16 protein-coding genes and 2 pseudogenes are annotated in these 19,658 nt (G+C 72.5%); 11 read left to right on the forward strand and 7 right to left on the reverse strand.

What is annotated here, in order from left to right; translation table 11 throughout:
- Window positions 1-73: 73 nt before the first annotated feature.
- The 4 genes and pseudogenes from NIE79_RS32430 to NIE79_RS32445 form a co-directional block, all read left to right on the forward strand.
- Window positions 74-223 (forward strand): annotated as a pseudogene (locus NIE79_RS32430) (SDR family oxidoreductase); the annotation flags it as partial.
- Window positions 224-278: 55 nt separating this feature from the next.
- Entirely contained in the window at window positions 279-974 is a 696-nt protein-coding gene (locus NIE79_RS32435; RefSeq protein ID WP_238682188.1) for a gamma-glutamyl-gamma-aminobutyrate hydrolase family protein, read from the forward strand.
- A 47-nt stretch (window positions 975-1,021) separates the two neighbouring features.
- Window positions 1,022-1,573 carry a pyridoxamine 5'-phosphate oxidase family protein gene (locus NIE79_RS32440; RefSeq protein WP_238682189.1) on the forward strand — a complete coding sequence of 184 codons (552 nt, stop codon included), beginning with the start codon at window positions 1,022-1,024 and terminating at the stop codon, window positions 1,571-1,573.
- A gap of 193 nt (window positions 1,574-1,766) precedes the next feature.
- Entirely contained in the window at window positions 1,767-5,426 is a 3,660-nt protein-coding gene (locus NIE79_RS32445; protein ID WP_238682190.1) for a SpoIIE family protein phosphatase, read from the forward strand.
- A 24-nt stretch (window positions 5,427-5,450) separates the two neighbouring features.
- Here NIE79_RS32445 and NIE79_RS32450 read toward each other — a convergent pair whose 3' ends face one another.
- Window positions 5,451-5,765 carry an STAS domain-containing protein gene (locus NIE79_RS32450; protein WP_238682191.1) on the reverse strand — a complete coding sequence of 105 codons (315 nt, stop codon included), beginning with the start codon at window positions 5,763-5,765 and terminating at the stop codon, window positions 5,451-5,453.
- A 95-nt stretch (window positions 5,766-5,860) separates the two neighbouring features.
- Between NIE79_RS32450 and map the strand changes: the two genes are divergently transcribed.
- Entirely contained in the window at window positions 5,861-6,718 is an 858-nt protein-coding gene (gene map / locus NIE79_RS32455; protein WP_238682192.1) for a type I methionyl aminopeptidase, read from the forward strand.
- Between the two features lie 114 nt (window positions 6,719-6,832).
- Window positions 6,833-7,546 carry a VIT1/CCC1 transporter family protein gene (locus tag NIE79_RS32460; RefSeq protein ID WP_238682193.1) on the forward strand — a complete coding sequence of 238 codons (714 nt, stop codon included), beginning with the start codon at window positions 6,833-6,835 and terminating at the stop codon, window positions 7,544-7,546.
- Between the two features lie 648 nt (window positions 7,547-8,194).
- Here the strand turns inward: NIE79_RS32460 and NIE79_RS34255 are convergent.
- The 6 genes and pseudogenes from NIE79_RS34255 to NIE79_RS32490 all read right to left on the reverse strand — a co-directional run.
- A pseudogene (locus NIE79_RS34255) lies at window positions 8,195-8,614 on the reverse strand (nitroreductase/quinone reductase family protein); the annotation flags it as partial.
- Between the two features lie 75 nt (window positions 8,615-8,689).
- Window positions 8,690-11,467 (reverse strand): FtsX-like permease family protein, encoded by a 2,778-nt coding sequence (locus NIE79_RS32470; protein WP_238682194.1) that lies wholly within the window; start codon window positions 11,465-11,467, stop codon window positions 8,690-8,692.
- Complete coding sequence (locus NIE79_RS32475) at window positions 11,464-12,198, reverse strand: ABC transporter ATP-binding protein (protein ID WP_372471934.1); 735 nt, start codon at window positions 12,196-12,198, stop codon at window positions 11,464-11,466. Before NIE79_RS32475 ends, NIE79_RS32470 begins: the two co-directional genes overlap by 4 nt.
- Window positions 12,195-12,797 carry a PadR family transcriptional regulator gene (locus NIE79_RS32480; RefSeq protein ID WP_238682195.1) on the reverse strand — a complete coding sequence of 201 codons (603 nt, stop codon included), beginning with the start codon at window positions 12,795-12,797 and terminating at the stop codon, window positions 12,195-12,197. The genes NIE79_RS32475 and NIE79_RS32480 overlap by 4 nt, the downstream gene beginning before the upstream one ends.
- A gap of 53 nt (window positions 12,798-12,850) precedes the next feature.
- A complete protein-coding gene (locus tag NIE79_RS32485; RefSeq protein ID WP_238682196.1) occupies window positions 12,851-13,288 on the reverse strand; it encodes a ferritin-like domain-containing protein in 438 nt (145 codons plus the stop codon).
- Window positions 13,285-13,812 (reverse strand): hypothetical protein, encoded by a 528-nt coding sequence (locus tag NIE79_RS32490; RefSeq protein ID WP_238682197.1) that lies wholly within the window; start codon window positions 13,810-13,812, stop codon window positions 13,285-13,287. Before NIE79_RS32490 ends, NIE79_RS32485 begins: the two co-directional genes overlap by 4 nt.
- Window positions 13,813-13,966: 154 nt before the next feature.
- On the opposite strand from NIE79_RS32490, the gene rimP reads away from it, so the two are divergent.
- The 5 genes from rimP (at window position 13,967) to NIE79_RS32515 (ending at window position 19,546) form a co-directional block, all read left to right on the forward strand.
- Window positions 13,967-14,656 (forward strand): ribosome maturation factor RimP, encoded by a 690-nt coding sequence (gene rimP / locus NIE79_RS32495; RefSeq protein WP_238682198.1) that lies wholly within the window; start codon window positions 13,967-13,969, stop codon window positions 14,654-14,656.
- Window positions 14,653-15,696, forward strand: coding sequence for a transcription termination factor NusA (gene nusA, locus NIE79_RS32500; RefSeq protein WP_238682199.1), 1,044 nt, complete (start codon window positions 14,653-14,655; stop codon window positions 15,694-15,696). Before rimP ends, nusA begins: the two co-directional genes overlap by 4 nt.
- A gap of 16 nt (window positions 15,697-15,712) precedes the next feature.
- Window positions 15,713-16,045 (forward strand): YlxR family protein, encoded by a 333-nt coding sequence (locus tag NIE79_RS32505; protein ID WP_238682200.1) that lies wholly within the window; start codon window positions 15,713-15,715, stop codon window positions 16,043-16,045.
- Between the two features lie 93 nt (window positions 16,046-16,138).
- Window positions 16,139-19,159 (forward strand): translation initiation factor IF-2, encoded by a 3,021-nt coding sequence (infB, locus tag NIE79_RS32510; protein WP_238682201.1) that lies wholly within the window; start codon window positions 16,139-16,141, stop codon window positions 19,157-19,159.
- A 90-nt stretch (window positions 19,160-19,249) separates the two neighbouring features.
- Window positions 19,250-19,546, forward strand: a complete 297-nt coding sequence (locus tag NIE79_RS32515) for a DUF503 domain-containing protein (RefSeq protein ID WP_091400377.1) — start codon at window positions 19,250-19,252, stop codon at window positions 19,544-19,546.
- Window positions 19,547-19,658 lie beyond the last annotated feature (112 nt).

A 19,658-nucleotide genomic window follows, 5' to 3' on the forward strand; every position in this document is an offset into this window, starting at 1 on the left:
CGGCCCCGCCCGGGGTCGCCCCTCGTGGCGGAGGGGTGTTTCCCGCTCGGCACGGGGGGGGGCCTGCGTAGGGTTGGTGCACGTGCCGATGGGTCGCTTCGGGCAACCGGAGGAGATCGCCGCCGCCGTGGCGTTCCTGGCCAGCGACGACGCCTCGTTCATGACCGCCGCGCAGTTCGTGGTCGACGGCGGGATCACTGGCGCCTACGTCACCCCTCTGTGAGCGCGAGGAGTGAGCCGGGTTTGCGAGCCCCGCAGTCGCGAACCGGGCCAGCCCTATGAGGCGGCCGCTGATCGGGATCAGCGCATACGTCGAACCCGCCGACTGGGCTGCCTGGCGGGGTGTGCGGGCGGTGCTGGTGCCGGAGGCGTACTCGCGGGCGGTGGCGGCCGCGGGTGGACGGGCGGTGGTGTTGCCGCCGGACGACGTGGACGCGGACGTGGTGGCCGTTCTCGACGGGTTGCTGTTGGCCGGTGGCGCGGACGTCGGCCCGGGGCGGTACGGCCAGCCGCCCGACCCGCGTACCGAGGACCGGCCGGACCGGGACGCCGGCGAGCTGACACTGCTGGGCGCCGCGCTCGCCGCCGAACTGCCGGTGCTGGGCGTGTGTCGGGGGATGCAGTTGCTCGCTGTCGCGTACGGCGGCGCCCTGCACCAGCACCTGCCCGACGTGGTGGGTCACGAGGCGCACCGCCCGGCGCCCGGCGTGTACGGGGCGCACGCAGTGCGGTTCGCGCCGGGGAGCCTGGCCGCCTCGGTGCTGCCCGGGGTCGACCAGGTCAACTCGTACCACCACCAGGCGGTCGCCGATTCGGGCCGACTCACGGTGACCGGTTGGGCGGGGGACGGCGTGGTCGAGGCGGTGGAGGACCCGGCCCTGCCGTTCGTGCTCGGGGTGCAGTGGCATCCGGAGAACGAGTCGGATCCCCGCCCGATCACGGCGTTGGTGCGGGCGGCCGGCCGGCGGATGTGACTGAGATCGCCCCTGCCCGTCGATGGCGCTGGTGGGAGGATCGACGCATGGGCAAGGTTTATCCGGAGATCGATGGTCGACTGCGTGACTTCATAGTGGCTCAGCCGCTCTTCTTCGTGGCGACCGCCCCGTCCGGGGTCGAGGGGCACGTCAATGTGTCACCGAAGGGCATGCGGGGCACGTTCGTGATCCTCGGCCCGCACCGGGTGGCCTACCTCGACTATCACGGCTCCGGTGCGGAGACCATCGCCCACCTGCGGGACAACGGCCGGATCACGCTGATGTTCTGTGCCTTCGACGGCCCGCCGAAGATCCTCCGGTTGCATGGTCGGGGCAGCAGCGTCGCGGTGACCGAGGACGCCTTCGCCGATCGGCTCGCCGAGTTTCCCGCGCCGCCGGACGTGCACGCCGTCCGGGCGGTCATCACTGTCGACGTGGAGCGGGTCAGTGACTCCTGCGGATACGCGGTGCCACTGATGGACTTCCGGGCCGAACGCGAACTGTTACTCACCTCACACTCCCGTCGCAGCGCCGATGATCTGGTCGTCTACCGGGCCACCAAGAACGCGGCAAGCATCGACGGACTGCCGGTCTTCTGACTCGTCAGAGCGTTCCCGCCACCGCCGTTCGACGCCGCCGTCCACCCGCACTGTCCGGTGCCCGACGGCTCCGGCGTACGTAACCAGCGTCCATCGCTCGTGATGCGTTACGTTGCTGGTCCGCTGGGGTACAAGTCGGAGCACGGCGGGGTGAAGATCAACGGTCGAGGGGTACGGCCGGAGCGGAGGCTGCATGAGCTCGGCCCAGGGGGGCGCGGACATCGGGCATCCCGCCCTGTCCGGCCGCGAGACCCCACCGATGCTGGCGGCCGCTTTCGCGGCCGGCGGCGAGATGGGCGGGCGTCTGGCCTCCTTCGACTGGTCCTCCGGCCCGCTGGGTGAGCCCGGTCAGTGGCCGACGGCGCTCTCCAACGCGGTCGGGATGATGCTCGCCTCCAGTGCGCCGATCGTCATGTTCTGGGGCGACGAGCAGTTGGCCTTCTACAACGACGCCTACCGGCCGACCATCGGTGGCAAACACCCGGACGTGATCGGCCAGCCGGCCCGCTTGAACTGGGCGGAGACCTGGGCGGTGCTCGGTCCGCTGCTCGACGACGTCCGGAGCGCCGGCCGCTCCTACCGGGGCGAGGACCATCCCTTCCTGCTGGACCGTTACGGCTTTGTCGAGCAGACCTACTTCAACGTCTCGTACGACCCGATCCGCGGTGACGACGGCTCGGTCAGTGGCGTCTACTGCATCGTCAGCGAGACCACCGGGCGGGTGCTCGGCGAGCGTCGGCTGCGCGCGTTGTCCGAGCTGGGCGCCGAGTTGAGCGACATCGGCGGCGCCATGGAACTCGGCCGGACCGCCGCCGGGGTGCTCGGGCGGCACCGGCCGGACGTGCCGTTCGCCCTGATCTATCTGGCCGACGACAACGACCAGCTCACCCTGGCCGGTTGCACCGGCACCACCCCGCCCGCCGTCGAAGTCACAGCGCAGTTGTCGGCCCGGCTGACCGCCGACGGCGCGCCCGCCACGATCGAGGTGACCGCTCTGCTCGACGCGTTGCCGGTCGACGCCGCCGACCAGGCGCTCGTCCTGCCGCTCACGGCGACCAACCAGACGGTCGGCGCGCTGGTCGTCGGCGTGGCCCGTCAGCTGCCGCTCAGCGACGACTACCGCGACTTCCTCGGCCTGGTCGCCGCCCAGATCTCCCGGGCAGTCGGCACCCAGCGGGCGTACGAGCAGGAACGGGCCCGCGCCGCCGAGCTGGCCGCGCTGGACCGGGCGAAGACCAACTTCTTCGCCAACGTCAGCCACGAGTTCCGGACCCCGCTGACCCTGGTGCTCGGCCCACTTGAGGACATGCTGGCCGACCCGGAGCTGCCCGCCACCGAGACCGACCGGCTCACCATGATGCACCGCAACGCGCTGCGCCTGCTCAAGCTGGTCAACACCGTGCTGGACTTCTCCCGACTGGAGTCCGGTCGGCTCGCCGCCCGCTACCAGCCCACCGACCTCGCCGGTTACACCGCCCGGCTGGCCAGCACCTTCCGCTCGGCCACCGACCGGGCCGGGTTGCGACTGGTGGTGGACTGCCCGCCGCTGCCGACGCCGGTCTTCGTCGATCGGGACATGTGGGAGAAGATCGTCCTCAACCTGGTGTCGAACGCTCTCAAGTTCACCTTCGACGGCGAGATCCGGGTGCGGATCCGGGCCGTCGAGGGTGCGGCCCGGCTGGAGGTCACGGACACCGGCGTCGGCATCGTGCCGGACGAGCTGCCGCACGTCTTCGAACGGTTCCACCGGGTGCCCGGGGTGCGGGCCCGCACCCACGAAGGCACCGGCATCGGCCTCGCGCTGGTCCGGGAACTGGTCGAGATGCACGGCGGTGAGGTCGGGCTGACCAGCCAGGTCGACGGGGGCAGCACCTTCACGGTGACAGTGCCGTTCGGCTCGGCGCACCTTCCGGCGGACCGGGTGGCGGCGTTCGACCCGCTGCCCGTCGGTGAGCCCGAGCAGGCCCGGCTCTTCGCGGCGGAGACCGCGCTGTGGGCCGGTGTCGCGGCGACACCCGAACTCGACAGTCAGCCGGCGAAGGGCACCTCGGCCGGCCGGATCCTGGTCGTCGACGACAACGCCGACCTGCAGGAGCACGTCAGTCGGCTGCTCTCCCCGACCTGGGACGTGGTCACCGCGAACGACGGGCTCGATGCCCTGCCGCTGGCCCGCGAGGGCGGGTTCGACCTGGTGCTCACCGACGTGATGATGCCCCGGCTGGACGGGTTCGGGCTGGTGAGCGCGCTGCGCTCGGACCCGCGTACCCGGCATGTGCCGATCGTGCTGCTCTCCGCCCGCGCCGGCTCCGCGGAGGCCGTCGCCGGTCTCGCCGTCGGCGCCGACGACTACCTCACCAAGCCGTTCTCCGCGCAGGAGCTGATCGCCCGGGTGCGGGCCAACGTCGAGCTGGGCCAGCTGCGTGGGCAGATCATCCGCCGGCTCCGCGCGCTGGCCGACGCGGCGGTGGCGGTGAACACCGCCCGATCCACAGCGGACGTGCTCCAGGTCGCCGCCCGGCACGCCTTGAGCCTCGCCGAGGCGGCCCGGGTGGTGGTCACCGCGGCCGAGGCGCGCTTCGAGGCGGACGGCGGCGGCACCACGGCCGCCGACCCGTCCTTCGTGGCGGAGCTGACCGGCACCACCGGCAAGCAGCTCGGTGACCTGCAGGTCTGGCGGGCCGATGGCGACGAGGCGCAGACCGACGACGCCGCGCTGACCCAGCTGGCCCGGCTCGTCGGGGTGCGACTGGAGAACGCCCAGCTCTACGAGGCCGAACACCGCATCGCCACCACCCTCCAGCACAGCCTGCTGCCCCGCTCACTGCCCCAACTGCCCGGCGCGGTGGTGGCCAGCCGATACCTGCCCGGCAGCGCCGACGTCGAGGTCGGAGGCGACTGGTACGACGCGATCGCGCTGAACGGTGACGAGCTGGTGCTGGTCATCGGCGACGTGGTCGGTAAGGGCGTCCGGGCCGCCGCAGCGATGGGGCAACTGCGCAACGCGCTGCGGGCGTACGTGCTGGAGGGCTTCGATCCGGGTGAGTCGCTGACCCGGCTCAACCGGCTGGTCGGCTCCACCGAGGGCCGCTCCTTCGCGACAGTGGTCTGCCTGCTGTTCAACCCCCGCACCGGTCGGCTGCGGTACGCGAGCGCCGGTCACCCGTCCCCACTGTTGATCAACGGAGGCGACGTGGCGTTCCTGCACGACCGTGCGCTCGGTCCACCGGTCGGCGCCCTCCCCGGAGCGACGTACGAGTCGGTCGAGGGCGAGTTGCCGGCTGGCGCTCGACTGCTGCTCTACACCGACGGGCTGATCGAGGACCGTCAGCTCGGCATCGATGCCGCACTGGCCCAGCTCCGCGTCGATGCGGCCACTCCGAGCGAGCACGTGGTGGACCTGATCGACGCGGTCGTCGAGCGGGTCACCGGACGGCCGCGCCGCGACGACGTGGCGGTCCTCGCCCTGGAGGCGGCGGAGCTGAACCGCTTCGCGCTGCGGCTACCGGCGGACCCGACCCGGCTCAGCGTGCTGCGGAAGCGGCTGGAGGACTTCCTGGTCGCGCACTCCGTCGGCGAGACCGACCTGTTCGACCTGACAGTCGCCGTCTCCGAGGCCGCCGCCAACGCCATCGAGCACCCGGTCCACCCAGCCGAGGCCATGATCAGTGTGGAGGTGGCCATCGAGGATCGGACGGTGACGGCCACCGTGCGCGACAGCGGGCAGTGGCGGGAGTCGACCGGCTCCGGCTTCCGGGGCCGGGGCCTGGACCTGATCAGAGCGCTGGGCGAGCTGTCGGTACGGCGTACCGCTGAGGGCACCGAGGTGACGCTGCGCCGGCAGTTGCAGGACTGACCGCGCGCCCGGCGGCCGCCGTCCCTAGGCCGGGTCGAGCCAGCCCTGCTCGCCGAGGCCGGAGATCTCCAGCACCCGACGGACCTGCCGGGACGGACGAACGGTGAGCCGCCCCGGAAACTGCTGGGCGAGTCGGACCAGGGCGTGGATGGCGGCCGAGTCGAAGAAGGTGACAGCACTCAGGTCGAGAGTGATCTGCCCGGCGGGCTCGCGCAGCGCCGTCTGGAGCATCGTGTCCGCGGTCGCCATGTCCACCTCGCCGGCCACCACGACGTGGAGGTGGTCACCGTCGATCTCGGCGCTGGCGGAGAAGACGGGCGGTGCTCCCCCTTGATCCACGCTGACACCATGGCACAGCCGCCCTGGCAGGGCAACAACCTCCACCGGGCGGCCGTGGCGCGGGTCACCAGCGACCCCGGCGATAGGCTTGCGGCATGACCGTCCGTCCGCCGCTGACACCAGGCACGCTCTCCCCGATGCGACCGGTGCCGTCCCAGATCGCCCGACCGGAGTACGTGGGCAAGGCGCGCCCGCAGGAGTGGCGCGGCTCGCACGTGCAGACGCCGGAGACCATCGAGAAGATGCGGATCGCCAGCCGGCTCGCCGCCCAGGCGACCCAGCTCGCCGGCGAGCACTGCAAGCCCGGCGTGACCACCGACGAGATCGACAAGGTGGTGCACGAGTTCCTCTGCGACCACGGCGCGTACCCGTCGACGCTGGGCTACAAGGGCTTCCCGAAGTCCTGCTGCACCAGCCTCAACGAGGTCATCTGCCACGGCATCCCGGACACCACGGTCCTCCATGACGGCGACATCATCAACGTCGACGTGACCGCGTACATCGGTGGGGTGCACGGTGACACCGACGCGACCTTCTGCGTCGGCGAGGTCAGCGAAGAGGCTCGGCTGCTGGTCGAGCGGACCCACGAGGCGATGATGCGCGGCATCCGCGCCGTCGCCCCGGGTCGCCAGATCAACGTTGTGGGCCGCGTCATCGAGTCGTACGCCAAGCGGTTCGGTTACGGCGTGGTCCGCGACTTCACCGGCCACGGCATCGGCGAGACCTTCCACAGCGGCCTCTACGTGCCGCACTACGACAGCCCGCGCCCCACGGACATCATGGAGCCGGGCATGACGTTCACCATCGAGCCGATGATCACCCTCGGCACCTACCAGTACGACATGTGGGACGACGGGTGGACAGTGGTCACCAAGGACCGGAAGTGGACGGCGCAGTTCGAGCACACCATCGTGGTGACCGACGACGGCCACGAGATCCTGACCCTTCCGTGAGCGCGAGGAACGCAGCGAAGCGGAGTCCCGCAGTCGCGAACAAAGGGCAGGCATCGTGAGCGCGAGGAACGCAGCGAAGCGGAGTCCCGCAGTCGCGAACGAAGGGCACGCGCCGTGACCGACACCCCAGCGGCGCTGCGCGAGGCGCACCACGCTGACGTCTCCGGCGGCTGGCTCCGCCCGGCCGTCTTCGGCGCGATGGACGGCCTGGTCACCAACATCGCCCTGATCGCCGGCGTCGGCGGTGGCGGGGTGTCGCCGCGCAGCATCGTGCTCACCGGCAGCGCCGGCCTCGTCGCCGGTGCGATCTCGATGGGGCTCGGCGAGTACACCAGCGTGCGCTCCGCCAACGAGCAGGTCGCCGCCGAGGTCGCCAAGGAGCGGCGGGAACTGGAACGGCACCCCGAGGCGGAGGCCCGGGAGTTGGCCGACGCGTGGGTGGCCCGGGGTCTGCCCCGGGACCTCGCCACCCAGGTCGCCGAGGCGGTGCGGCGCGACCCGGAGGAGGCGCTGCGGGTGCACGTCCGCGAGGAGTTGGGCGTCGACCCCGACGACCAGCCCAGCCCGTGGGCCGCCGCGATCTCGTCGTTCCTGTTCTTCTCGGTCGGCGCGCTGGTGCCGCTGCTGCCGTACCTGCTCGGTGCCACCGAGCTGTGGCTGGCGCTCGCCGTCGGCGGGCTCGGGCTGTTCGCCGCCGGTGCCGTGGTGGCCCGCTTCACCAAGCGTCCCTGGTGGACCAGCGGGCTGCGCCAGCTGGTGCTGGGCGCCGCGGCGGCCGGCGCCACCTACCTGATCGGCTCGCTGATCGGCGTGCCGGGCGGGCTGTGACGCGCCTCAGCTGCTGAGCAGCTCGTCGATCGTGCCGTCGACAGCGCGACCACGGGCGGCCAACTCCTCGGCCTGCCGGGCCAGCACCACACCCACCTCGGTCATGTCCGCCCCGGCCAACCCGGTGCGCGACACCGCGTCCCCCGGGTCACGGAAGTAGGTGCGACTCAGCAGACCGGTCACCGTGGCCGCCGCCAGCCGGGCCTCACCCAGCATCAGCAGAGCCTGATCGGTCTCGTACCACTCGGCGAGCCGGGCCGCCCGGGAGTGCGCCGCGCTGCCCCGGTACCACGCCTGTCGGGCCGCGGTGCTGAACTCCGCCGGTCGGGCCCGAGCCAGTCGGCCGAGATGCTCGTCGCGCAGCGTCCGCAACCAGCCCGTCGGATCGTGCAACGCCTGCGTGGTGACGTACCGGTCGGCGGTCAGTGGCCAGAGCGGGGAGAGCACCCGGGCCTGGGCCAGGTAGTCCTCGGCGGCGGCCACTGTCAGGTCGACGAGCACCCCGTCCACCCGCCGGGTCGCCGGCGGCGGGCCCGTACCGGGCCGATAGGTGACCACCAGCATTCCCGCCTCGCGGTCCCCGCCGCCGTCGTCGTCACCGTGCGCCAACGGCCCGTGCACCGCGATCGCGAGCGCATCGGCCGGGAACCGCCGTCGGTACGTGCGGTACGCGGGCCACTCGGTGACCAGCAACTGCCACAACCGCTCCCGTTCGGCGCCGGACGCCCGCTCGGCCCGCACCGTGACCCGCCGCCCCTTCACGTCCACCTCGGCGGCGGGATCGGCGAGCAGGTTCATCGCCCAACCGGGGTGCTGGGTCTGCCCCCAGTTGGAGCCGATCACCACGAACGCGTCGCCGTCCGGCACGAAGACCAGCGGATTGCTGCGGGGCTTACCCGAACGGCGGCCGGTCGTGGTGATCACCAGGGACGGGATCAGGCCCAGCGCGACCACCCGGCCCCGGGTGAGGCGGCCGACCACCCGATCGGCGGGAACCAGCAGACGCGCCGCCTTGCCGAACCAACGATGATGACCCAGCCGACGGGTGACTCTTCCCAGCACTGACACGCCGATCAGTCTGCCGGCTGCCCGGCCCCGGCGGCACCCCCGCGCGGTCCCCCTTTCGGTCGCCCGGCGGATCGGTCAGTCCAGTTGCCGTTCGATCGGCAGCCGGGCCCTGGTGAACAGGCCCGCCCCGAGCATCGCCACCACCGGCACCAGCACCAGGACCCCGAGCGCGGGCCACGGCACCAGAAACGGGTACGGGTCTGTCGCCGGCCAGTCACTGGCGTACTGCCGGTTCACCGAGACCAGCACGATCGCGGCGGTGCCGAGGCCGGCCACGATGCCCAGCACCGAGCCGAGACCGGCGATGACCCCGGCCTGGCAGATCGCCAGCAGCCGGCGTACCGCCGGGGCCGCGCCGACAGCCGCGAGGGTGGTCAGCTCGGCACGTCCCTCGGCGGCGGCGAGCGCTGTGGCGATCCCGGCTGCCCCCACGGTGATCAGCCCGGCCGCCGCCGCGAGCAGCAGGAGCAACGGTGAGATGTCGCGCGGGGCGCCGCCGTTCTCCACGCTCAGCGCGAGCGTCCCGAATGGCCGCAGGACGGCAGCGAACCGTGCCTGTTGCTCCTCGTCGGGCGGGGTCGTGGTGCCGATCACCCAGCCGGTCTGAGACCAGCGCAGGCCGAGTTGCCGGGCGGCGGCGGCGGACAGCAGCAGACGGGACTGGCCGGTCGCCCGCGGCAGCGCGTACCCCGGAAGGTCGTGGGCGGTGGCCGGCGTGTTCGGCCCGGCCTCGACCTCGGTGACCCGGACGGTCACCAGGCCGTCGTGCAGGTAGCGAGGGTCGGTCACCACCACGCCACCGGCGCGCAGCACGGCCGTGGCGGCGGCGGTCGTCGCCGGGTCCACGCCGGTGAGCAGGGGGAGTGCGGTCCCGTCGTCGACTCCGGCTTCCACGTAGCCGCCGAAGTAGTCCGCCTCGCGAATCTGGCAGCGGGGATCGGCGCGGGCCTGCTGGCGCTGCGCGGCGGGGAGTTGAACGCCGGGCTGCCAGGGGCAGGCCCGGGTCAGCGGGAGCACTGGTGCGATGTCGCAGTAGCCGGTGCGCCCCGTCCCGCAGCTCGGTGTGTGCACCGGGGCGACCGCGCCGACCCCGAGCTGATTCCGGGCCGCGTCGGTGATCTGGGCCAGCGTTGGCTGCCCGGCCGATCCGACCGGGCTGACCATGACGTGGCCGGTCGGCAGAGCCGGCCGGTAGGCGCGCGCGTCGCGGGCGCCGTCGCTGGCCAGGTATCCGCCGAGGGCGACGCTGCTGGCGACGGCGGCCATCACGGCGCAGATGGCCGGTGCCGCGGCGGCCCGGTTGCGGCTGGCGTCGCGCAACGCGATCCGTGGTGCCAGCGGCAACACCCGGCCGAGGCGGGCGAGCACCCCGAGCAGCGTGGGCGTGCAGCAGACCAGGCCCAACTCGCCGAGGATCAGCCCGGTGAGAACCACCGCCGGGGAAGTCCGGGTGGCCCCGAACGCCGCCAGCCCCGCACCGCCGACCACCAGCGCCAGTCCGAGCGCCAACCACCGGCCCGGGGATTTCGCCGGGGTGCGCCGTCCGGCGAGCCCGGCGCTGACGTCCTGCCGGGCGGCGGTCCAGGCCGGTGCCAGCGCGGCGAGCACCCCGGCCAGCACAGCGACGCCACCGAGCAGGACCAGCGCGCTCGGCCAGCAGCGGTAGCCGCCGAAACGGGCGGTGAAGACGTACTGCTCCATCAGCGGGCGACCGGCGAACGCCGCGCCGACGCCGACCAGCAGGCCGGCGGCGGCCCCCAGCACACCCAGCACCACACCGTCGGCCAGCACGACCCGGCGAAGCTGGGCGGCGTCCCCGCCCGCCACAGCTACCAGCGCCAGGTCCCGTCGGCGGCGACGGACGCCGACGGCGAAGGCCGGCCCGACCAGCAGGACGACCTCCAGCAGCCCGAGGCCGGCGATCAGGACGCCGGTGCTCAGGTCGTTCGGGTTGTCCCCCATGATCGAACCGAGCCACGTCCGGTCCGCTCCGGTCACCGCGCCGGTCCGGTGTCGCGCGGTGACCACCACCCCACGGTCGTTGAGCCGGGACACCAGCGCCGCGTCGACGGTGCCCGGCACGTCCGCCAGCCAGACTCCGTCCGGGTCCGGACCGGTCGATGGCGCGGCCCCCGGGTGCAGCGCCACCACCGGTCCGAGGTCGTCGGGAAACTCGACAACCCCCACCACTGTGTACGCCCTGCTGCCGTCGGCGGCGGCCACGGCGTGGCCGAGGCGCAGGTCCAGACGACGCAGCGCCCTCGGACTGACAGCTACCTCACCGGGCTGCTGCGGCGCCCGGCCGGCCCGGAACCGCACCAGCCCACGGGCCAGCGGATCGGTGAGGTCCAGCACCCGGCCGTTCACCACCTCGTCGCGGCGCGGGCCCCGCAGGGTCAGCGGGACGTGCGGACGCACCTCGGTGACCCGGCTGCCCGGCCCGAGCAGTGCGGTCAGCTGGGCCGCGGTGACCTTCGCGGGGAGTTCACCGTCGCGGGTGTACCAGCCCTCACCCCACTCGTCCTGCCCCACCGGGGCGTTGGCGATCCACTGCAACTGCGCGTCGGCCACGCCGAGCCGGCGGTCGACGCGCTCCTGTGGGGTCAGCTCGGCCATGTCGTAACTCGCCGCCAGGAAGGCCAGCGCCGCCACCGGCATGGCGATCATCGCGAGCACCAGGACGGTCCGCCGCCGGGACCGACGTGACTCCCGGCGGGCGATCCGCAGCGCCGCCCGCCAGGAGCCGGTCAGCTCGGCGAACCGTCGCCGGCCGACCGGGGTGGGTGGCGCGACCGGCCGCGGCGTCGCGGTGTCGGCCCGAGCGGGGGACCGCGTCGGACGGCGGATGGTCACCGGTCGCTGCCGGACAGCAGTTGCTCGACACTGCCCAGCGGTGCCGTCGTGTCGACCAGCACGCCGTCGCGGAGGAACACCACCCGGTCGGCCCAGCCGGCGTGCCGCGCCTCGTGGGTCACCAGCACTCCGGCGGCGCCCGCGTCGATCCGGCGGCGCAGCAGGTGCAGCACCGCCTCACCGGTCTGGGAGTCCAACGCCCCGGTGGGCTCGTCGGCGAGGACCAGCCGGCGTTCGCCCACCAGCGCGCGGGCGATCGCCACCCGCTGCTGCTGCCCGCCGGAGAGCTGGTCCGGGAAACGGTCGCCCATCGCGGGCAGGCCCACCTCGGTGAGGGCGGCCATGGCCAGTGCACGGGCCCGACGTCCGCTGGTCCCGTCGAGTTCCAACGGGAGCGCCACGTTCTCCAGTGCGCTCAGACTGCCCAGCAGGTTGAGCTGCTGGAAGATGTAGCCGATCCGACGGCGGCGCAACTGGGCCAGCCCGCGGCGGTCCAGTGCCCCCAGCGGTTGCCCCTCGACCCGGACCTCGCCGCCGGTGGGGCGGTCCAACCCACCGGCGAGAGCCAGCAGTGTCGATTTGCCGGAGCCGGACGGCCCCATCACGGCGACCAACTCGCCGGGCCGGACGACCAGGCTGACGCCGCGCAGCGCGTGCACCGCCGCCGGCCCGGTGCCGTGGGTGCGGTGGACGGCGCGTAGCTCCAGCACCGCGTCGTCCGATCCGCTCACCGTCTTGCCTCCTCGCCGGCCCATCGAGCCGCGTCCCGCACGTCAGCGTCATCGGGTCGGGGAGCGGGAGGCGCCGGGCCGCTGGGTTGGTGCCGGACCAGACTGGTCTCGCAGTGGTCCAGCCAGCGCACCTCGGCCTCGGCCTGGAACACCATCGAGTCCAGTACGAGGCGCCAGGGAAGGTCCTCCGGCCGGTTGCTGCCGTACTTCAACCGGGTCAACTCCTGAAGGGCCCGCATCGTCGCGCTGCGTTGGGCCTGCACCACCGACCGCACGTCGACCCCGGGGGTGGTCAGCGCCAGCGCCAACTTGATCGCCAGCTCGTCGCGGGGTCGGTCGTTACGGCTGATCGGGGTGGCGAACCACAGCGCCAGGTCCGCCCGGCCGGCGTCGGTGATCTCGTACGGGCGCTGCCCGGCCTCGCTCTCCGGCAGCGGGCGCACCAGACCGTCCCGTTCCAGCCGGGACAGCGTGGTGTAGACCTGCCCGATGTTCAGTGGCCAGGTCGAGCCGGTCGACTCCTCGAACGCGGCGCGCAGCTGGTAGCCGTACATCTGGCCGCGTTCGAGCAGGGCGAGCAACCCGTGACGGATGGACATGGCAACGGAGTATGCATACCTGGTATGCGCACCGCAACCGGAGTGGACCGGGTTCAGGTGGGTCGACCGGGAAACGGGACAGTCAGCGGGGTCTGCCCGGCGGTCTTCCGCCACCTGGTGGCCCGCACCGCGTACTCGACGAGGGCGGCCAGCGCCTGGTCCCGGTCGGCGCCGGTTGTGGACGCCAGGGCGGCTCGCCAGTGCGCGGCCGTGCGCTCCTCCACCTCGGCGGCGAGCCGCAGAGCGCTGGCCCGATCGGTGACCGGGAACGGCAGGGCGTATCCGGCGCGGTCCGGTGGGACGACGCCGCCGGCCGTGGTGAGCTGCACCACCAGCGCGTCGCGCCGGCGTCGGTGCGCGGCCTCCGCCTGGCGTGCCGCGTCCCGCGCCGCCTCGCTGAGCCGGACACCGATCCGTCCGTAGGCGTAGATGGCCGCGTACTCGGCGGACAGGGCGGCGGCGAGTGCCTCCCCGGCGGACGGCTGCCTCACTTCAGTGCCTCCTGGTGCGTTGCCCGAGCGGCGACGATCGACCCGAGTAGCGCCGCCCGCTCGGCGGGCGCCGCGGCGCAGGCGGCGGTGGCGGACTGCTGAGCGGTCTTCTCCAGCGCCCGCAGAGCGGCGCGCGCGCCACTCGGATCGGCGGCCGGGGCGGCGGTCGGGGCGGCGGAGGCCGCCGACGGCACTGTCACACCGATCACCCGGGCCAGCTCGGTGGCGTGCGCGGTGTGCGTCTCGGCGATCGGGTTGAGCCGGTCGGCGAGTTCGGGATGGGCGGTCGCGCTCGCCCGGTACGCGGCGGCCAGCGCGAGTGACTCGTCCACCATCGGCCGCAGCGGGTCGGGCGGCGGGGCCGGTTGGTCGTCGCGGTCGAAAAGATCACAGCCGGTCAGCGGCGTCACGGCGCCGCCGAGCACCAGCAGCACCCCGGCGCTCAGGAGCTTTCGCCGGGAATGTCCGGATGCTTGGTCGCGCTGTGTCGTTCTGCCGATCCCCACCGGGCAAGTCAACACCATCCGTGCCGGTCCGGGGGGCACCGGCGTCGGTGCGCCGCCCGGTCCGCCGCCGGGCAGGCGCGTTACGCTCTGCGCAACCACCGGCGTGTCCACTCCGGTGGCGTGCCGGCATGGCGGGACGACCGGCCCCGTCGACCAGGGAGAGGGTGCGGAGATGACGCAGCGTGGCCGTGCCACCAGGCCGACGGGTCAACCCCGCGGTGCTGCGGGCCCCCGCGGCGGTGACCTCGCCGCCCGGCGGGACCGACTGCGGGCCGTGATCGAGCCGGTGGTCAACGACGAGGGCTACGACCTGGAGGACCTGTCGGTTTCCCGGGCCGGCCGCCGGCACGTGGTGCGGGTGATGGTGGACACCGACGGCGGGATCGACCTGGACGCCGTCGCGCACGTCTCCCGTGCGGTCTCGGCCGCGCTGGACGCCGCGGAGGAGACCGGTGGCGACATCGTCGCCGGCGAGTACCAACTGGAAGTCAGCTCGCCCGGCGTCGACCGGCCGCTCACCCTGCCCCGCCACTGGCGGCGCAACGTGGGCCGACTGGTCAAGGTCACCGCCCGGGGCGCGGCCGCGCTGCCCGGCCAGCGGGGCGAGCAGCCCGCCGGTGACCGTCAGCTGACCGGCCGGGTGGTCGCGGCCGACGACGAGGGCGTGCACCTGGAGACCGACGACGGCCGCGCCGCCTGGGCGTACGCCCAGCTGGGCCCCGGCCGCGTGCAGGTCGAATTCACCCGGCTCGCCGAACTCGGTGAGCCGGACGACGAGTTCGACGACACGGACGATTCCGACGAGATCGACGATTCAGACGACATCGACGACGAAGATGATGTGGAGGACGAGGAGAGGTGAACATCGACCTCGCGGCGCTGCGCGCACTCGAGCGCGAGCGGGAGATTCCGTTCGACACGATTCTCGCGGCGATCGAGACCGCGTTGCTGACCGCCTACCGGCACACCGACGGTGCCGAACCGCACGCCCGTGTGGAGATCGACCGCAGGTCGGGCGCCGCCCTGGTGTACGCGCAGGAGATGGACGCCGACGGCAGCCTGGTGCGGGAGTGGGACGACACTCCGCACGACTTCGGCCGGATCGCCGCCATGACCGCCAAGCAGGTGATCCTCCAGCGGTTGCGGGAGGCCACCGACGAGGTGCACTTCGGTGAGTACGTCGGCCGCGAGGGTGACCTGGTCACCGGCGTGGTGCAGGCGCACGAGACGCGTACCGAGAAGGGCATCGTCAGCGTCGACCTGGGCAAGCTGGAGGGCGTGCTGCCGCAGTCCGAGCAGGTGCCCGGCGAGCGGTACGCGCACGGCGAGCGGGTCCGCTGCGTCGTGGTGCACGTGGCCAAGGGCATGCGCGGGCCGCAGATCACGCTGTCCCGGTCGCACCCGGCTCTGGTCAAGAAGCTCTTCGCGCTGGAGGTGCCGGAGATCGCCGACGGCACCGTGGAGATCGGCGCGATCGCCCGTGAGGCGGGCCATCGCACGAAGATCGCCGTCCGCTCCACAGTGCCCGGGGTGAACGCCAAGGGCGCCTGCATCGGCCCGATGGGTCAGCGGGTGCGTGCCGTGATGAGCGAGCTGCACGGTGAGAAGATCGACATCATCGACTGGTCGGACGACCCGGCCACCTTCGTCGGTAACGCTTTGTCGCCGGCCAAGGCGCTGCGGGTCGAGGTTGTCGACCTGGCCAACCGGGCCGCCCGGGTGACAGTTCCCGACTTCCAGCTCTCGCTCGCGATCGGTCGGGAGGGGCAGAATGCCCGACTCGCTGCCCGATTGACCGGTTGGCGGATCGACATTCGCTCCGATGCGGAGCAGACCGCGCCGGCAGCTCGTGGCGTAACTGATCACGTGCGGGAGCCGGGCGGCGCGATCTCGGGGAGCTAGGGGTAGACTTCCTCCAGTGGTACGACGCGCGCAACCGGAGCGCACCTGTGTGGGTTGCCGGAAACGTGCGCCGGCCAGCGAATTGCTGCGGATCGTCGCGGTCAGGGACGAGGCTGGTCACAGCCTCCGGCCTGATCCGCGCCGCAGGCTGCCGGGTCGGGGAGCGAACATGCACCCGGATCCGGCCTGCTTCGCGCTGGCGGTGCGGCGCCGCGCCTTCGGGCGTGCGCTGCGCAGCACCGAGGTCCTCGACCACGGTGCGCTGGCGGAACACGTCGATGCGCCAACCACTACGTCCGGTCAGCCCGACCGGGCGAGGGTCGCTAGCAGGGTAGGACGACCGACATGAGCACACGATGAAGTCCCTGAAATGACCAGGCTTCAAGTGCACGAGTGAGGTCGCTGCGGGTGCTGCCCGCACGACCTCGGAGTGAGGAGTGCAGTGGCAGGCAAGGCCCGCGTACACGAGCTTGCAAAAGAGCTCGGGGTCGAGAGTAAGACCGTTCTCGCCAAGCTGAAGGAAATGGGCGAGTTCGTGAAGTCCGCGTCCAGCACCGTCGAGGCGCCCGTCGCCCGGCGGCTGCGTAACGCATTCGTCGCGTCCGCCGGAGCCCCGGCTCCGGCCGCCCCGTCGGCGCCCGCGTCGACGCCGGCTTCAAACCCGACCCCGACGCCAACCCCGGCCCCGGGCGCGCCCCGGGTTTCGGCCAAGCCGATGCCGCCTCGGCGGCCGGCCGCGCCGGCACCCGGTCCGAAGCCCAAGGGTCCGGTTCCCGGTGCACCGCAGACGGCGACCCCGGTCGCCAAGCCGGCGAGTGCCCACGACATCGAGGTGGCGGCCGCGGAGGCGCGTGCCGCCGCGCTGAAGGCTGAGCAGGAGGCCGCGGTCAAGGCCGCGCAGGCCGCCCGCCAGCAGCAGCGGGACAACCCCGTTCGCCGGGAGCCTCCGGCAGACGGTGGCAACCGTCCCGGCCCTCGACCGGGTCCCGCGGCGATGCCGCCCCGTCCCGGTTCGCCGGCAGCGCGTCCGAACACGCCGGCTCCCGGTCCGGGTGCCCGGCCGGGCGGTCGTCCGCCGGCGCGCGGTGCCGGTAACAACCCGTTCGGCATCCAGGGTGGCCAGCAGCAGCGGCCCCCGGCCGCCGGTGCGGGTGGCCCTCGGCCCAACAGCCCGGCGGGCATGCCGCCGCGGCCGAGCCCGAACTCCATGCCGCCGCGGCCCAGCCCGGCGTCCATGCCGAGCCAGCGGCCGGCTGCCGGTCGCCCCGGTCCCGGCGGCGCCGGTCGTCCCGGCGGTGGCGGCGCAGGTCGTCCCGGTGGCGGCGGCGGTGGCTTCCGTGGTGGTCCCGGCGGTGGCGCCGGTGGCGGTGGCGGTTACCGAGGCGGCCCTGGTGGCGGCGCGGGTGCCGGCGGTGGCGGTGGCTACCGTGGCGGTCCCGGCGGCGGTGCGGGTGCTCCCGGTGGCGGTTTCCGTCCGGGTGGTCCGGCCGGTGGCGGCGGTCGTCCGGGTGCGGGCGGTCGTGGCCGTGGCGGCGGCGCCGCGGGTGCCTTCGGGCGTCCCGGTGGTCGGCCGACGCGCGGTCGCAAGTCCAAGAAGCAGCGCAGACAGGAGTTCGACAACCTGTCGGCTCCGACCATGAGCTCGGGTGCTCCCCGGGGTCAGGGTCAGATCGTCCGGCTCTCTCGTGGCGCCTCGCTGTCCGACTTCGCGGACAAGATCAACGCCAACCCGGGTTCGCTGGTCCAGGAGATGTTCAACCTGGGCGAGATGGTGACCGCGACCCAGTCCTGTTCTGACGACACCCTGCACCTGCTGGGTGAGCACCTGGGCTTCGACATCCAGATCGTCAGCCCGGAGGACGAGGACCGCGAGCTGCTCGCGCAGTTCAACATCGACCTCGACGCGGAGGTGGCCGAGGAGCGTCTGGTCAGCCGTGCGCCGGTGGTGACCGTCATGGGTCACGTCGACCACGGTAAGACCAAGCTGCTCGACGCCATCCGTAAGGCGAACGTCGTGGCCGGTGAGGCGGGTGGCATCACCCAGCACATCGGTGCCTACCAGGTCCACGTCCCGCACGAGGGCGAGGACCGGGCCGTCACCTTCATCGACACCCCGGGTCACGAGGCGTTCACCGCCATGCGTGCTCGTGGTGCCCAGGTCACGGACATCGTGATCCTGGTCGTCGCGGCCGACGACGGTGTGATGCCGCAGACGATCGAGGCGTTGAACCACGCCAAGGCGGCCGACGTGCCGATCGTGGTCGCGGTCAACAAGGTCGACAAGCCGGACGCCAACCCGGACAAGGTCCGCCAGCAGCTGACCGAGTACGGCCTGGTCGCCGAGGAGTACGGCGGCGAGACCATGTTCGTCAACGTGGCAGCCAAGCCGGGCATCGGCATCGAGGAACTGCTCGAGGCTGTCCTGCTGACCGCCGACGCGTCGCTGGAGCTGACCGCTCCGATCGACGGGCCGGCGCAGGGTGTGGCCATCGAGGCGCACCTGGACAAGGGTCGCGGTGCGGTGGCGACGGTGCTGGTGCAGAAGGGCACCCTGCGGGCGGGCGACTCGATCGTCGCCGGTGGGGCGCACGGCCGGGTCCGGGCCATGCTCGACGAGAACGGCAACCAGCTCACCGAGGCTGGGCCGGCGCGTCCGGTCATGGTGCTGGGTCTGACCGCGCCTCCCGGCGCGGGTGACACGTTCCTCGCCGCGGCGGACGACCGCACGGTGCGGCAGATCGCCGAGCAGCGGCAGGCACGGCGGCGGGCGGCGTCCTTCGCCAACTCCCGTGGTCGGGCCACCCTCGAGACGCTCATGGAGCAGCTCAAGGAGGGCGAGAAGACCTCGCTCAACCTCATCCTCAAGGGCGATGTCTCCGGTTCGGTGGAGGCTCTCGAGGACGCGCTGTTCAACCTCGACATCCCCGAGGAGGTTCAGCTCAAGGTCCTCGACCGGGGTGTGGGCGCGATCACCGAGAGCAACGTCATGCTCGCAAGTGCCTCGTCCGAGCCGGTCACGATCATCGGCTTCAACGTGCGGGCCTCGAACAAGGTCCGTGAGATGGCCGACCGCGAGGGCGTGGAGATCCGGTACTACACCGTCATCTACCAGGCCATCGAGGAGATCGAGGCAGCGCTCAAGGGCCTGCTCAAGCCGGAGTACGAGGAGGTCGAGCTGGGCAGCGCGGAGATCCGCGACGTCTTCCGCTCGTCCAAGATCGGCAACATCTCCGGTTGCATCGTCCGGTCCGGTGTCCTTCGGCGCAACGCCAAGGCACGCCTGCTGCGAGACGGGGCGGTCGTGGCGGACAACCTCACGATCAGCTCGCTCAAGCGGTTCAAGGACGACGCAACCGAGGTCCGCGAGGGCTTCGAGTGTGGTCTGACCCTGGGTGGTTACAACAACGTCCAGGTCGGCGACGTCATCGAGACCTTCGAGATGCGGGAGAAGGTTCGCGCCTGATCCGGCAGTGACACGCTGATCAAGGGGTTTACGCCGCTCGGCGTAAACCCCTTGATCATGCGGGGCGGGTTGGCGGTATCGTCCGGGGCGATGTTCACCGGAACCGCGGTCTTCGACCTGCTGCTGCCGGGCGACTCCCGGTCGCTCAAAGCCAAGAGATCATATGTACGGCCGATCGTGGCGGCGCTGCGCCGCTTCGAGGTGTCGGCCGCCGAGGTGGGTGCGCTCGACCTGCATGGTCGAGCGCAGCTGGCGGTGGCCGTGGTGGCCGCCGAAACGGCGCACGTCCGCGAGGTGCTCGACTCCTGTGAGCGCCTGGTGGCCAATCGCCCCGAGGTCGAGTTGCTGTCCGTCCGACGCCGGCTCTACGGCGTGGACGACGACTGACCATGGTGCCGGCTGTGCCGGGCGACCGGAGCGGCCCCGAAGGTAATGTTCGAGATGTTGGCCGGTCGGCCGGCGGCCTCAGGGCCGCCGGGTCGACCGGAAGCAGGACGCC

The organism is Micromonospora trifolii (genome assembly GCF_022229005.1).
GTDB classification, from domain to species: Bacteria; Actinomycetota; Actinomycetes; order Mycobacteriales; family Micromonosporaceae; genus Micromonospora; species Micromonospora trifolii.

Excerpts from the sequence above, each read along its gene's own strand:
- map (WP_238682192.1), top strand. The coding sequence starts at position 5,861 with ATGACCGTCCGTCCGCCGCTGACACCAGGCACGCTCTCCCCGATGCGA.
- rimP (WP_238682198.1), top strand. The coding sequence starts at position 13,967 with ATGACGCAGCGTGGCCGTGCCACCAGGCCGACGGGTCAACCCCGCGGT.
- NIE79_RS32445 (WP_238682190.1), top strand. The coding sequence starts at position 1,767 with ATGAGCTCGGCCCAGGGGGGCGCGGACATCGGGCATCCCGCCCTGTCC.
- NIE79_RS32480 (WP_238682195.1), bottom strand. The coding sequence starts at position 12,797 with ATGTCCATCCGTCACGGGTTGCTCGCCCTGCTCGAACGCGGCCAGATG.
- NIE79_RS32440 (WP_238682189.1), top strand. The coding sequence starts at position 1,022 with ATGGGCAAGGTTTATCCGGAGATCGATGGTCGACTGCGTGACTTCATA.
- NIE79_RS32435 (WP_238682188.1), top strand. The coding sequence starts at position 279 with ATGAGGCGGCCGCTGATCGGGATCAGCGCATACGTCGAACCCGCCGAC.
- NIE79_RS32515 (WP_091400377.1), top strand. The coding sequence starts at position 19,250 with ATGTTCACCGGAACCGCGGTCTTCGACCTGCTGCTGCCGGGCGACTCC.
- NIE79_RS32490 (WP_238682197.1), bottom strand. The coding sequence starts at position 13,812 with ATGGTGTTGACTTGCCCGGTGGGGATCGGCAGAACGACACAGCGCGAC.